This is a genomic window from Pseudomonas sp. LP_7_YM (assembly GCF_004364435.1).
Taxonomy (GTDB): Bacteria; Pseudomonadota; Gammaproteobacteria; order Pseudomonadales; family Pseudomonadaceae; genus Aquipseudomonas.
Genome location: NZ_SOCT01000018.1, coordinates 1 through 13,819, shown reverse-complemented (window position 1 = coordinate 13,819; position 13,819 = coordinate 1). Strand labels below are relative to the sequence as shown.

General features: G+C 58.4%; 10 protein-coding genes. 7 read left to right on the top strand and 3 right to left on the bottom strand.

Translation table 11 applies throughout. The features are described from left to right. Positions 1-85: 85 nt before the first annotated feature. The 3 genes from EC915_RS23355 to EC915_RS23345 all read left to right on the top strand — a co-directional run bounded on the left by EC915_RS23355 (position 86) and on the right by EC915_RS23345 (position 3,376). Entirely contained in the window at positions 86-820 is a 735-nt protein-coding gene (locus EC915_RS23355; RefSeq protein ID WP_218568096.1) for a hypothetical protein, read from the top strand. A gap of 465 nt (positions 821-1,285) precedes the next feature. Next, positions 1,286-2,776 (top strand): catalase KatB, encoded by a 1,491-nt coding sequence (gene katB / locus EC915_RS23350; protein ID WP_256658820.1) that lies wholly within the window; start codon positions 1,286-1,288, stop codon positions 2,774-2,776. A gap of 57 nt (positions 2,777-2,833) precedes the next feature. Further along, entirely contained in the window at positions 2,834-3,376 is a 543-nt protein-coding gene (locus EC915_RS23345; RefSeq protein WP_133752871.1) for an ankyrin repeat domain-containing protein, read from the top strand. A 72-nt stretch (positions 3,377-3,448) separates the two neighbouring features. Here the strand turns inward: EC915_RS23345 and EC915_RS23340 are convergent, their stop codons facing one another. Continuing rightward, positions 3,449-3,925 (bottom strand): nuclear transport factor 2 family protein, encoded by a 477-nt coding sequence (locus EC915_RS23340; RefSeq protein ID WP_133752870.1) that lies wholly within the window; start codon positions 3,923-3,925, stop codon positions 3,449-3,451. 59 nt (positions 3,926-3,984) lie between these two features. Beyond that, positions 3,985-4,554, bottom strand: coding sequence for a TetR/AcrR family transcriptional regulator (locus EC915_RS23335; protein WP_133752869.1), 570 nt, complete (start codon positions 4,552-4,554; stop codon positions 3,985-3,987). A 222-nt stretch (positions 4,555-4,776) separates the two neighbouring features. On the opposite strand from EC915_RS23335, the gene EC915_RS23330 reads away from it, so the two are divergent. Continuing rightward, the gene (locus EC915_RS23330) at positions 4,777-6,903 is read left to right on the top strand and encodes a mechanosensitive ion channel family protein (RefSeq protein WP_133752899.1); all 2,127 of its coding nucleotides are present in this window, start codon (positions 4,777-4,779) and stop codon (positions 6,901-6,903) included. A 136-nt stretch (positions 6,904-7,039) separates the two neighbouring features. On the opposite strand, the gene EC915_RS23325 is transcribed toward EC915_RS23330, so the two are convergent. Continuing rightward, positions 7,040-11,353, bottom strand: coding sequence for a DNA glycosylase AlkZ-like family protein (locus EC915_RS23325; RefSeq protein WP_133752868.1), 4,314 nt, complete (start codon positions 11,351-11,353; stop codon positions 7,040-7,042). A 160-nt stretch (positions 11,354-11,513) separates the two neighbouring features. Here EC915_RS23325 and EC915_RS23320 point away from each other — a divergent pair, with 160 nt between their 5' ends. From EC915_RS23320 to EC915_RS25040, 3 genes are all read left to right on the top strand, one after another. Further along, the gene (locus EC915_RS23320; RefSeq protein ID WP_133752867.1) at positions 11,514-12,398 is read left to right on the top strand and encodes a sugar nucleotide-binding protein; all 885 of its coding nucleotides are present in this window, start codon (positions 11,514-11,516) and stop codon (positions 12,396-12,398) included. Further along, positions 12,391-13,320, top strand: a complete 930-nt coding sequence (locus EC915_RS23315) for an NAD-dependent epimerase/dehydratase family protein (protein ID WP_133752866.1) — start codon at positions 12,391-12,393, stop codon at positions 13,318-13,320. The genes EC915_RS23320 and EC915_RS23315 overlap by 8 nt, the downstream gene beginning before the upstream one ends. A 291-nt stretch (positions 13,321-13,611) precedes the next feature. Continuing rightward, on the top strand, positions 13,612-13,819 hold a 208-nt coding region (locus tag EC915_RS25040), incomplete at its 3' end, for a hypothetical protein (protein WP_218568095.1).

Sequence of the window (13,819 nt, the reverse complement as noted above, 5' to 3'; positions counted from 1 at the left end):
AACAATCTTACTCCTCTACCACTTTAAGCAGTGGGCCAATGATATTATTAAAGAAGGCTATGCGATCATTACTGTATCACCTTCAATGATGGCTGATTTCAAGTCGATGCAAGATGAAATAAAAAATATTTCAACAACTGTTCGGAAGACATTCAGTTTTGTTGAGCGCACGGACGGGTTCTATCCTGTAGGTTATTCTTATCTCGAGTCGGTGGTAAATTCTGATTTGTGCGAAACTTTCAATTACTGGGGGAAACACAAAACTGAACATAAGCAATGGGAGTTCAGTAGAAGTGAATTTTATGCGCGTGCGGAGCGCTACGAGACACAAGCAGAGAAATATGGACAAGGAATTTTGGATGCAATTCGGGAGTATTACGGATACGAAACCAAGCTTTCTATAAAAAATGATTCTTACCTGCAGTTCAATCATTATCGTGAAGATTTGCGATTGCAGGGTAATAAATATTTGCAAAATAAACATGAGGATGGCCACCTATTGACCATCATCAAGCCCAACGGCTCTGGTCTTGTCGTGTACAAAAATGATCAAGAGTGCTTGGTAGAGTTGAGCAGGGATCAAGCTATTGTTATTCCGGGATCTTTGCTGACTAGGTTGACAGAAGGGCAGGTTGAACCGATGTATCACGCAGTTATAAATTTCACGCTGCCTGCATCGAGATGTTCAATTATGTACAACATCAACATACTTTCTAACAGTTTGCCGGGGATGCGGACGGGTACCGAGGTACAGATTTTCGAAGCTGCGAACATGCAACATATGCAATTCGGACATAATCCTCTGTTTGTGCCGACCTGATAATAGATGTAGTTTGTTTATAATCTATAAACTAGGACTATTTTGTAAGGTTTAGACCTGAGACCCCCGCTCTGCGGGGGTTTTGTATTTCTTGGCTGAAAAAATATTCTGAAATAGCCGTCAGCACCGGCGCTTTGAAGCCACAGAACGGTGTAATTCTCCATCATCCGAAGTGGCTTCTCCCTTTGCTTATGGTTCACACCACTCCACAGCGGCCTCTCACATCTCATCAGCTTTCCTAAATCCGCTCTCCCGTAATGAATCCTGCTCGTACGCTACAGGTCCCGGCTGGCCTGCCCTGCATTGTGTGGGCGACCCCGTTCATATATTCCTCTATCGCCCCTATAGGCTCATCCAATTTGGTACTCGCGGTTCTCGCCACTAGGGTTAGGGACCTGTACACATCATAAGAACCGTGAGGGATTTACCATGAAAAACAGAAGCTTATCCGGGTACGCGGTCAGCATGCTGGCCCTGAGTATGTTGTTGCCATCAGCCTTTGCTGACACGTTGACTCGCGACAATGGTGCCGCGGTGGGTGATAACCAGAATTCGCAGACTGCTGGCGCCAATGGGCCGGCCCTGCTGCAAGACGTGCAGTTGCTGCAGAAACTCCAACGCTTTGATCGTGAGCGAATCCCGGAGCGCGTCGTGCATGCTCGCGGCACGGGCGTACACGGTGAGTTCGTCGCCTCCAGCAACATCAGCGATTTGAGCAAGGCAAAGGTGTTCACCCCTGGCACCCATACGCCGGTTTTCGTGCGTTTCTCTGCGGTGGTTCACGGCAACCATTCTCCAGAAACCCTGCGCGACCCTCGCGGTTTCGCCACCAAGTTCTATACCGCCGACGGCAACTGGGATTTGGTAGGGAACAACTTCCCGACTTTCTTCATCCGCGACGCGATCAAATTCCCGGACATGGTTCACGCGTTCAAGCCAGATCCGCGCACCAACCTGGACAATGACTCGCGTCGTTTCGATTTCTTCTCTCACGTCCCGGAAGCCACGCGTACCCTCACGCAACTGTACTCCAATGAAGGCACCCCAGCGGGCTACCGCTTCATGGACGGCAACGGCGTACATGCTTACAAGCTGGTTAACGCCAAGGGCGAAGTGCACTACGTGAAATTCCACTGGAAGAGTCTGCAAGGTCTGAAAAACCTGGACCCGGCCCAAGTGGTGCAAACCCAGGGCAAGGACTACGCCCACATGACTCACGATCTGGTCACTGCCATCGACAAGGGCGACTACCCCAAGTGGGACCTGTACATCCAGGTGCTTAAGCCTGAAGACCTGGCCAAGTTCGCTTTCGATCCGCTGGACGCTACCAAGATCTGGCCTGACGTGCCGGAGCAGAAGATCGGCCAGATGGTGCTGAACAAGAACGTGGACAACTTCTTCCAGGAAACCGAGCAGGTGGCCATGGCACCGTCCAACGTCGTGCCGGGCATCGAGCCTTCCGAGGACAGGCTGTTGCAAGGTCGGGTGTTCTCCTACGCCGATACGCAGATGTATCGCCTTGGCGCCAACGGCTTGAGCCTGCCTGTTAACCGTCCACTGGTGACGGTCAACAATGGCAATCAGGACGGTGCGCTCAATAGCGGCCACACTACCGGTAGCGTGAATTACGAGCCGAGTCGCCTGAATCCACGACCTGCCGATGACAATGCGCGTTACAGCCAGATGGCCGTAAGCGGCAAGACCCAGCAGGCGAAGATCCAGCGCGAGCAGAACTTCAAGCAGGCCGGTGACCTGTACCGCTCTTACTCGCCCAAGGAGCAGCAGGACCTGATCAACAGCTTTGGTGAGTCCCTCGCCGATACGGATACTGAAAGCAAGAACATCATGCTTTCGTACCTCTACAAAGCCGACCCCGCCTATGGGACGGGCGTGACCAAAGTCGCCAAAGGTGATTTGGCCAAGGTCAAGCAATTGGCCGCCAACCTTCAGGACTGACCCCTGCGTTCACCGGCCGTGTAACCACGGCCGGTGATCTTCTCCAAGGAAAAGACTATGCGAAATCTCATCCTTGGGATGCTGTCAGCCATGCTGGCTTCAACCGTCATGGCTGATGACATCCCTTCTCCCGACACTCGCCAGCAACTCCAGGCGTTGTATTTCGAGGCCGCTCGTGAGGGCAGCACCGATCGGCTGGGCGCTTTCATCGATGCTCACTATGACTTGGACACGCGCGATGAAAACGGCTATACGGCGTTGATCCTTGCGGCCTATCACGGCCAACAGGCTGCTGTGGAGCAACTGCTGCACGCCGGTGCCAATGCGTGTAGCCAGGACAAGCGTGGCAACACCGCGCTGATGGGCGCCATTTTCAAAGGTGAAGTCAGCATCGCACGCCGGTTGGTCAACGCCGACTGCGCCACTGATGAACGCAATCATTCAGGCCAGACGGCTGCCATGTACGCTGCGTTGTTTCAGCGCAAGGACATTCTTGACGCTTTGGCAGCCAAGGGCGCAGACCTGAACGCACGCGATGCGATGGGCAACGATGTGCGCTCTTTGGAGCAAGGTCGTTTCAGTCCGCCGCCCGTGCGTTGACGCGCCAGCCACAGTTGTCAACCTCGCAACGGTCCGGTTCCAGCCATAGCGGTGATTGAGCATTCGTTGTGTCTACAGTCCCAGCTCAGATAAACCTGGATGGTCATCGGGACGGCGCCCCAACGGCCAGTGGAATTTGCGCTCCGACTCCTTGATTGGCATGTCGTTGATGCAAGCGAATCGGCGGTGCATCAAACCGTCCTCGGCGAACTCCCAGTTTTCGTTACCGTACGAGCGGAACCAGTTTCCTGAATCGTCATGCCATTCGTAGGCGTAGCGCACCGCAATGCGATTGTCGGTGAAGGCCCACAGCTCTTTGATCAGGCGATAGTCGAGTTCCTTTTTCCATTTACGAGTCAGAAATCCCTTGGCCTCTTCGCGATTGCTGGCGAACTCGGCGCGGTTGCGCCATTGGGTGTGGAGGGTATAGGCCAGGGATACTTTTTCCGGGTCTCGGCTGTTCCAGCCATCTTCGGCCAGGCGGATTTTTTCGATGGCCGTTTCGCGAGTGAAGGGGGGAAGTGGCGGGCGAGTCTGGGCGTTGGACATGGCGGAGCCTCCAGGCAAATTACGGATTGTCGAATAAAGCGTTAGTAAAGCTCAGGCTTTTAGGGTGAAACCTGATTCAACAACAGCTGCGCAATGTCTCTTGCGCTGTCGGCGGCGCTGTAGTCGCCCATCACGCGGGCGGTGGTGATCGCGCCTTCCATCAGAATCAGCAACTGTCTGGCCAGTGCTGTCGGTTGCTCGATGTTCAGTTGCTTGGTCAGCTCAACGGTGTAGTCGAGCAACTTCTGTTTGTGCAGTTTGGCGATCAGCCGAATCGGGTCATTCGGATCGCCAACCTCTCCGGCTGTATTGATGAAAGCGCAGCCGCAAAAGCCCTCTGATTCGAACCAGTTTTTGAGTACGGCGAACATATTCAGGATGCGCTCGCGAGGTGTGCCAGCCTTGTCGGATTCGGTCTTGAACCACTGCATCCAGCGCACATCCCGGGCATTGAGCGCCGCAGCAGCGATTTCGTCCTTGGTTGCGAAGTGGCGGTAGATGCTTTTCCTGGCGACGCCCGAAGTCTTCACCAACAGGTCCATACCCGTGGCATGAATCCCGTTCTGGTAGATGAGTTGCTCGGCGGTCGCGAGAATTTTTTCGCGGGTATCGTGGGTCTGTGTGCTCATGGCGCTTACGGTAGAACGATCGTTCTCCAGCGTCAAGTGGCATCCGTGAGTGCTGCGTACGTCGCTCGCGGCACACCGATATGTATTCAGCTTTGCGGTGCAGGCGAACTTGCGGGGCGAATATCGATCAGTTTCTCTGGGCATTGATTCCGCCGTCCCTCATGACTGAAAGGAGTGACCTGCGTTTTGTCGAACTTCAAATCTGTCCTGCTGCTGTGTGTGATGCTCTGTTTCGGTAGTTTCACCGTCCAAGCGGCTGATGCGCCTGCGGCCAGTACCGCACAATCAAGCGCACCGGCTGACCCGCCACCGGCCACCGAGCCCGCCAAACCTGAGATTCTGGTCAAGGGGGGCTTGCTCGGCGCCATCAGTTCCAGCATCGATAGCGTGCAAGACAAGCTGGATCTGAATGGCCATTTGCTCGACTCGTGGCGCTTGCGAGCTGACCGCGCCGCCGATGAACTGGACGCCCTGGTCAACAAACCGTCCTCTCGCTCGGCTTGGGCTATGGCCGGGGACTTTCTGGTCCTTTCGTTCGTCTGGATCGGCGCATTCCTGATCCTCAACCGGGTGGGTGTGCTTATCGCCAAGCGTGTGTCCCGGTATCAGCTGCTGCAAAAGTACGGCCGGATCCAAGGCGTGCTGGGCTATGTGCTGCCGTTCACCGTTGCGGCGCTGATCTGTCTGCCGCTGACACTGTATGTCAGTCATTTCATACCGATATCCGTTGGCCGGGCGCTGGCGCTGTGCCTGGCGTACTCCACCAGCAGCGGCATTTTTTCGACTTCGGTGCTGATGTCATTGGTCATGCTGTTCAACGCCGGACACAAGCGGCCTGCGGTTCGCATCATTCGTGAGTACGCGCCGCATCCGCTGTTCATCGTCGGCTTTTTCGCGGCGTTGAGTGATGCGCTCACCAGCCCGCAGATTGCCCGGCAGTTGGGCGGCAACGTGACCACCAGTGTGGCCGCGTTTACCGGGCTGATGGCCTCGGTCATGTTCTGCATGGTGGTGATTCGCATGCGTCGCCCCGTGGCGCATCTGATCCGCAATCGCCCGCTGGCCGCTCGGCTGGCTCGCCCGGCAGTGCAGCAGACGTTGAAGGTTTTTTCGAGCCTCTGGCATCTGCCGATTCTGCTGATGATTCTGGTCTCGGCCGTCAATCTGGTCGGGGCAGGCGAGGACAGTCAGGAGGCGTTGCGCTGCGCCATTCTCACCACGGTATTGCTGATCGGGGCGGTGTTTCTCAGCACGCTGTTCCAGCACATGCTCAAGCCCGCCGAAGCCCACAGTTCAAGTGTTTACAAAGAGCGTTTGCTTAGCCTGCTGCATGCCGTGCTGCGCATCGCCCTGGCGGTAGGGTTCATTGAAGTGCTGGGCAGGATCTGGGGCTTTTCGATGTTCGAGTTTGCCCAGCGCAACGCGTTGGGCAAAGTGATCAGTGATTCGCTGAGCAGCATCGGGATGATTTTTCTGGTGACCTGGCTGCTGTGGGTGGTGATGGACACCGCTATTCAGGAAGCGTTGAAGCCGCCCACTAACCATCGCTCCTCGCGTCAGCCCAGTACTCGGGTCAAGACCATCCTGCCGCTGCTGCGTAACGCGATGAAAATCATTTTGGTGGTGATTTGTACGATCACCACCATGGCCAATCTCGGGATCAATGTGGCGCCCCTGTTGGCCGGTGCTGGTGTCGTCGGTCTGGCCATCGGTTTCGGTTCGCAGCAACTGGTTCAGGACGTGATCACCGGGCTGTTCATCATCATCGAGGACACGATTTCCATCGGCGACTGGGTGGTGCTCGATTCCGGCCATGCCGGTACGGTGGAAAGCCTGACCATTCGCACGCTGCGTCTGCGTGACGGCAAGGGTTTCGTGCATTCGGTGCCGTTCGGTCAGATCAAGGCGGTGACCAACCAGTCCCGGCAATTTGCCTACGCGTTCTTCTCGTTCCAGTTCACCTACGACTCGGATGTGGATTCGGCAACTTCGCTGATCCGCGAAGCCGGGCAAGCGATCAGTGACGACTTCCTGCTGGCGAGCAAGTTGCAAGGGCCGCTGGAGGTGTTTGGCCTGGACCGTATGGACATGAATGGCATCGTCATCACTGCGCAATTCCGTACGTCGTCGGGCGGGCAGTACGCAGTGAGCCGCGCGTTCAATGACAAGCTCAAGCGCCTTGTGGATAAGTCCGACGACGTGAGATTCGCGCAGACTTATCCACAGCTGGTCATGAGCCCGCACAACGGGCAGGCGCCGCTTACGGACGAAGGGGGGACGCAGCAACCGATTCCTGGGAAGGCAACTCTGGTCAATAAGGATGGCTCGGAAAGCCCCGTTCGAACCTAGGACTTATTGATCGCTAAGGGTTCTATAGGCATGAGCTTGCTCGCGAACGCATGGGTTCAGACACCAAATCGGTGACTGACACAGCACCTTCGCGAGCAAGCCGGCTCACTAGATTGATATCGATCACGGGATGCGGTTATCTGAACAATCGGTCTCGTACCTGCAGCATCATCCCGGCGTCCAGCTCGCCCCAATACTGGGGCTTACCCGCCACGATTGCCGCGATGGGTACGCCGTCGCGATACACCAACCGATTGCCCACCACCGCCGCGACCTTTGCGCCCGGCAGCAAAGTGCCCGCCAGGTTCAGCGGATCGACACCACTCACCCCGATCAGACTGCCGTCCAGAAGCCGTTTACGAACCTCTCTGAGTACAGGAATCGCCTCTGGCAGAGCGAACTGCTCGCCCGCAAGCCCGGCAATGAATCGCCCGCCACGAATGTCACCTCGCGCTTCCAGACGATGAAAAGTGCGCAGCAACTCGCGCCAGCTCGGCAGCCAGTCCGCTTCGCGCTCCAGCAGGCGCCAGAACACCACGCCATAGCGACGCAGCAACGTCATGGCGATGTGCTCCAGCGTATCGCTGTCCAGCCGTCGCGGCGATGTGGTGTCGGCAGCAGGCGCTCGACGCAACAAGGCCCAGCGTCCCGCGTCGTCCATGCCTCCAATGAACGCCCCGCGATTGCGCCGCCTGGTGTGGGTAGCGCGCTTGCTGGCGGGGGTAATCAGGGCGCGCAGTCCGGCAAAGCTGTCGGCGTTCACCAGGCCTGCGCCGACCAGTTCCTGCAAGGCGTTCTCCAGTTCGGCGCGTAGCAGATGGGCTTCGCCCGTCAGTTCATCGAAGAACATCGCGCCCTGGGTCGCCAGCACTTCATGAACCCGTTGGGCACGCAAAGACAATTCGGTGGGCTCCGGTTGTTCGGTCAGGCCGCTCCATAGGCGCACCTGCGAGCGGGGTAGCAAAACGATGGGCGTACTGCGCAACGCAGCGCTGCCCACTTTGCTGCGATTGGTCAGACGCATCCACACCACTTTGCCGGACCGGCACAGATCATCCAGCCAGTTCTGGGAGTAATCCTTCAGCCGCGCCGGCAGAATATCGCTGTCCCATGCGCCCGCTGCTGCCGAAAAGCCTTCCAACTGATCGACGACTTGCGGCAATGCCGCTTTGCCCTGGTTCTGTGTCGAGGCAGACAGGTGCTGCCAGTCGAATAGAAAACGCATGAAATCCTGCAGGGAGACAGGCTCGATTTCCCGACGCAGGCGCTTGACCGTGTAGCGATGAATGCGCGACAGCAGATGCCGTTCACACCATTGCTCTTCGCTGGCGCCGGGGCTGAAACGGCCGCGCAGCACATAACCTTCGCTTTCCAGCCGGGCCAATGCCTGAGCGACATCAAGGGGAGCCAGCCCCAGCGGCTGGGCGATGTCCGGCAAGGTCAAAGGCCCGAAGCCGCTCAGACGGGCGCGGACGATTTCAACCTGGGCATCGTCTTCGCTCCAGGCTTCATCGAAGCCCGGCAACACGACCAGGGGCGGATGCATTTCAGCTGCCGGGTAAACCGCCTGCAGGCAGGCCAAGCGCTCCAGAGCAATCCACAGCGCCTGTTCAGGCATGACTTGCAGACGTGTGGCGCGCCCGGAACGGGCCAGGCTCTCCAGCCACTTCATCCAGTCACTTTGGTCACGTGCCTCCGAGCCGCTGATACAGCCCAGACTCATCAACGCCTCGTGCATTTCGTCGATGTTCTGCGGCTGCGGCCAGGCTTCGTCAGCCACCGCAACGATGGCCTCAGCGTCCAGCGCGCCCAGATCGTCGGTCGACTCCGGGTCGCTCCAGCGGCGATTAAGCACAGCTTGAGTGCGACGTTCTTCCAGCGGCGCATCGTCAAGGAAGGTGTAAGGTTTGGCGTTGAGAATTTCCGCCGCCAGCGGGGAGGGTGCAGGCAGGTCGCGGGCGACCAGGCGTACCTCGCCTGTTTCCATGCGCCGCAACAGGGCCAGCCAGCCCTCGGCGTCCATGGCTTCGTGCAGGCAGTCATCCAGGGTCTGTTCGACCAATGGATGCTCGGGCACTTCGCGTTCGCCGACCAGGTTTTCCAGGCAGGCGATCTGGTCCGGAAATACCGTCGCGATCAGGTCTTCGCTTTTCATGCGTTGCAGTTGTGGCGCGACTTTCCGGCCGCCCGCGTAACGCGGCAGGGCCAGCGCAACCCCAGCGTTCCACCGCCAGCGCACGTTGAACAACGGCGCATCCAGTACCGCTTGAGTCAGGATGTGCTCGGCGCTGTTGGAATGCAGGTAACGCCAGACTTCATCCAGCGCAAAGCTGTGGCTGGTGGACAGCGACAGTACGATGGCATCTTCGCTGGCAGCGGCCTGCAGTTCGAAATTAAAGGTGCGACAGAAGCGCTTGCGCAGCGCCAGGCCCCAGGCGCGGTTGATGCGACTGCCGAACGGCGTGTGGATCACCAGTTGCGTACCGCCGGACTCATCGAAGAAGCGCTCCATCACCAGCGTATCCTGCGATGGCAAAGCGCCGAGGGCAGAGCGCGCTCGCGCCAGGTATTCTACCAACTGCTCGGCGCTGTCCAGACCCAGGCCCAACGTGGTCATCAGCCAGTCAACGCAGGGCCGCAGATTGCCCGGATGCTCGCCAAGCCGCTGATCGATATCGGCCTGCAAGCGTGCCACTGCAAATGACAGTTCATCGCTGCGCCCCGGCGCTTCGCCCATCCAGAACGGAATATTCGGCGGCATGCCTTGCGCGTCTTCGACCCGCACACGTCCCGATTCGATGCGTAGAATCCGGTACGAGGTGTTGCCCAGCTGGAAGATGTCGCCGGCGAGGCTTTCCACTGCAAAGTCTTCATTGACCGTGCCGATGTTCAGCGCTTGCGGTTCAAGAACCACGCTGTAGTCGGCATTGTCCGGGATTGTGCCGCCGCTGGTGACGGCAGTCAGTTTGCTGCCACGCCTTCCCCGCAGCGTACGGGTCAAGGCGTCGCGATGCAGATAAGCCGCGCGCACGCCCTGGCGCCCGCTGTAGCCTTCGGCAAGCATGCTCAACAGGGCCTGATAATGGCCTTCGTCGAGTTCGGCATAGGGCGACGCCTTGCGAAACATAGTTAGTAGCGCCTGTTCTTCCCACTCCTGACAACTGACCTCGGCAATGATCTGCTGCGCTACCACATCCAGCGGTGCCTTGGGGATCAGCAAGGTGTCGAGTTCGCCACGGCGTACGCAATCGAGTAAGGCTGCGCACTCGATCAGATCATCGCGGGAGATGGCGAATAGTCGGCCCTTTGGCGTGCCACCCACATGGTGGCCGGAACGTCCGACACGTTGCAGGAATGCTGCGATGGAGCGCGGCGAACTGATCTGACAAACCAGATCGACATCGCCGATATCAATACCCAATTCCAGTGAGGCGGTGGCGATCAGCACCTGCAGATCGCCGCGTTTAAGCCGCTGCTCGGCATCCAGCCGCTGTTCCTTGGCCAGGCTGCCGTGGTGCGCTGCCACCGCTTCCTTGCCCAGACGCTCGCTCAAAAAGCGCGCCATGCGCTCGGCCAAACGCCGGGTGTTGACGAAGATCAGCGTGGTGCGGTGTTCGCGCGCGAGTTCTGCGAGACGGTCGTACACCAGTTGCCAGACATCATTGGACATGACCGCCGTCAGCGGCACGGGAGGCACTTCAATGGCCAGGTCTCGCGGTCGTGCATGGCCGATATCGACGATGGCGCAAGGCCGGCTGACCGGATCGCTGCCCACCAGGAAACGCGACACCCGCTCGATGGGCTTTTGCGTGGCCGAGAGCCCGATGCGCAACAGCGGCGTGTTACACAATGCCTGCAACCGCTCCAGGCTCAGCGCCAGATGACTGCCGCGCTTGCTGCCGGCGATGGCATGGATTTCATCGACGATTACCGTTTGCGTGCTCGACAGCATGCGCCGACCGGAATCGGAACCCAGCAGCACATACAGCGATTCCGGGGTGGTGACCAGAATGTGCGGCGCCGTCTTGCGCATCGCATTGCGCTCTTTCTGCGGGGTATCACCGGTGCGCACGGCGGTACTGATGCGCAACCCCGGCAGGCCCTGCTGTTCGAGCTGTGCGGTGATGCCGGCAAGCGGGTTTTGCAGGTTGATCTGGATGTCGTTGGACAGCGCCTTGAGCGGCGAGATGTAAATCACCAGAGTCTGATCCGGCAGCTTGCCTCCCATCTCCAGACCCTGATGGACCAGATCATCGATCACCGCCAGGAACGCGGTCAGGGTTTTACCGGAACCGGTGGGCGCGGCGATCAAGGTCGATTGACGGCGCTTGATCAACGGCCACGCCTGGGCCTGAGCAGCGGTAACCGCCGGGAAGGTCTGGCCGAACCAGGCGCTGACGGCTGGATGAAAGCCGTCGAGCCCTTGGGTAAGCGTCTGGGGTAGGTTCATGCCTCTGTTTATGAGGGTGGACGTCAGGGGATGCAAGGGCCGGTGATCGGCGGCGGTCTCAAGGGCGGGTTATTGGGCGAAACGCCTACAACGTGTTATGTTTGCGACCGTTTTTCACCTATTTTTCCAATTGAATTCCAAGACCGAGCCTGCTGACTCTATGCGAATGCGCCTTATGCTGTTGGGCGGCGGGAATGCCCTTGGGCAGGCGTTGATTCGTCTGGGTGCCGAGGAGGACATTGGCTTCCTCGCACCGCGTCCACCGCAAGACGGGTGGGATGCGGCAAGCCTGACGCAACTGCTCGATGACACCCGCCCGGATGCCTTGATCAACCTTGCTTACTACTTCGACTGGTTTCAGGCGCAAAGGGTAAGCGCGCAAAAGCTGGACGCCCAGGAGCATTCCGTTGGGCGCCTGGCTGAGCTATGCCAGCACCACAACATTGTTCTGGTCCAGCCTTCCAGCTACCGGGTATTCGACGGCTCACGGGCGACTGCCTACAGCGAAAAGGACGAACCTGTCCCGCTGGGCTCTCGTGGTCAGGCGCTGTGGCGCATAGAACAGAGCGTGCGCGCCACCTGCCCGCAACACGTGCTGTTGCGCTTCGGCTGGCTGCTCGACGACAGCGCTGATGGTGTGCTCGGGCGCTTCCTGACCCGCGCACAGACCCCCGGAGAACTGTTGCTGGCCGATGATCGCCGTGGCAACCCAACGCCTGTCGATGACGCCGCACGGGTGATCATTTCTGTGCTCAAGCAACTCGATTGTGCCGCGCCGCTGTGGGGCACATATCACTACGCCGGCCACGAGGCCACGACGCCGCTGGCGCTGGGGCAGGCAGTTCTCACCGAGGCACGTCCGATGCGCCCCCTGGCCATCGAAGCGCCGACTGCCCAGGCCCATGCCGCCAGCCCCGACGTGGCCGAAGAGCCGCAGAATGCCGTGCTGGCGTGCAAGAAAATCCTTCACACTTTTGGTATCAAACCCCGCGCATGGCGTGCCGGTTTGCCAAGCTTACTGGACCGCTATTACCGTCATGTCTGATGCTCCTGTCCTCATCACCGGCGGCGCCGGTTTCATCGGTTCGCATCTGGTCGACGCGCTGCTTGCCAAAGGCTACGCAGTGCGCGTGCTCGACGACTTGTCTGCCGGTAAGCGCAGCAACCTGCCGCTGGACAACCCTGGGGTCGAACTGATCGAGGGCGACGTGGCCGATGCCGCATTGGTAGCGCAGGCAGCAAGGGGTTGTCAGGCAGTCGCGCATCTGGCGGCTGTGGCCTCGGTACAAGCTTCGGTGGATGATCCGGTCAAGACCCACCAGAGTAATTTCATCGGCACGTTGAACGTCTGCGAGGCCATGCGTCAGGCAGGCATCAAACGCGTGGTGTTTGCCTCCAGCGCTGCCGTGTACGGCAACAATGGCGAAGGCGAAGCCATCACCGAAGACACGCCCAAAGCCCCGCTGACGCCGTACGCCTCGGACAAACTGGCCAGTGAGCACTACCTGGATTTTTACCGACGCCAGCATGGCCTGGAGCCAGTGATATTTCGCTTCTTCAACATTTTTGGACCTCGTCAGGACCCTTCTTCGCCGTATTCCGGGGTGATCAGCATTTTTGCCGAACGCGCCGAGAAGGGGCTACCCATTTCGATTTTCGGGGACGGTGAGCAGACGCGGGATTTTTTTTACGTTGAAGATCTCGTGGATATCGTGGTTCAGGGCTTCGAGCTGCCTGTCGTTGATGAGGGTGCGGTCAATGTCGGCCTGAATGCCACCACCTCATTGAACGAGCTGCTGGCGGCCTTTGGCAGTGTAGTCGGCAAGCTACCGCCCGTGACGCATCTGCCCGCGCGTTCCGGAGACATCAAACACTCCCGGGCTGACAACCGGCGCCTGCTCGCACGCTTCAAGGTCCCGGAACCGACGCCGCTATCTGCAGGGCTGGCGCGCCTGATGGGGCGCTGAGTCCGTAGCGTAACGCCCCAAAGCCCAAAGGCACCGTGAGGTGCCTTTTTATTTGGCGTCGGCTTGGCTTGAAACGTCGCAATAATAGGGAGATAAAGTTTCAGAAGTTGTTATCTGTGCTGCTTATTATCAATGAGCTGTAAGTTGTTTATTGTTTGTGTGACCAGGTATTGATTTGTTGAAGCTTAGAATTCATATTGCTCGTGAATCACCTGGCTTTGCCTAATCCGCAACTCATTACTAACATCTGTAGTCGATGTTGTTTGACGCCGAATCACTCAAGGAATACTCATGAATATTAACGGAGCATCTCACGCGCAGGCTCTTATCGCAGTTTCCCCGACTAAAACGCCAGCCTCCGGAGCATCTGGCGCAGTGGCCGCTTCGGGAGAAGTGGCAGATGACGTGGGAAAGAAAGACACCGTCAGCCTTTCCTATTCGGCGATTGCGGCAGCTCAACAAGATGATGACGGTCAGGCAGCTAAGGTGCCTTCGAAGT

Coding starts and splice junctions, on each gene's coding strand:
- EC915_RS23355 (WP_218568096.1), top strand. CDS start 86: ATGATGGCTGATTTCAAGTCGATGCAAGATGAAATAAAAAATATTTCA.
- katB (WP_256658820.1), top strand. CDS start 1,286: ATGCTGGCCCTGAGTATGTTGTTGCCATCAGCCTTTGCTGACACGTTG.
- EC915_RS23345 (WP_133752871.1), top strand. CDS start 2,834: ATGCGAAATCTCATCCTTGGGATGCTGTCAGCCATGCTGGCTTCAACC.
- EC915_RS23340 (WP_133752870.1), bottom strand. CDS start 3,925: ATGTCCAACGCCCAGACTCGCCCGCCACTTCCCCCCTTCACTCGCGAA.
- EC915_RS23335 (WP_133752869.1), bottom strand. CDS start 4,554: ATGAGCACACAGACCCACGATACCCGCGAAAAAATTCTCGCGACCGCC.
- EC915_RS23330 (WP_133752899.1), top strand. CDS start 4,777: ATGCTCTGTTTCGGTAGTTTCACCGTCCAAGCGGCTGATGCGCCTGCG.
- EC915_RS23325 (WP_133752868.1), bottom strand. CDS start 11,353: ATGAACCTACCCCAGACGCTTACCCAAGGGCTCGACGGCTTTCATCCA.
- EC915_RS23320 (WP_133752867.1), top strand. CDS start 11,514: ATGCGAATGCGCCTTATGCTGTTGGGCGGCGGGAATGCCCTTGGGCAG.
- EC915_RS23315 (WP_133752866.1), top strand. CDS start 12,391: ATGTCTGATGCTCCTGTCCTCATCACCGGCGGCGCCGGTTTCATCGGT.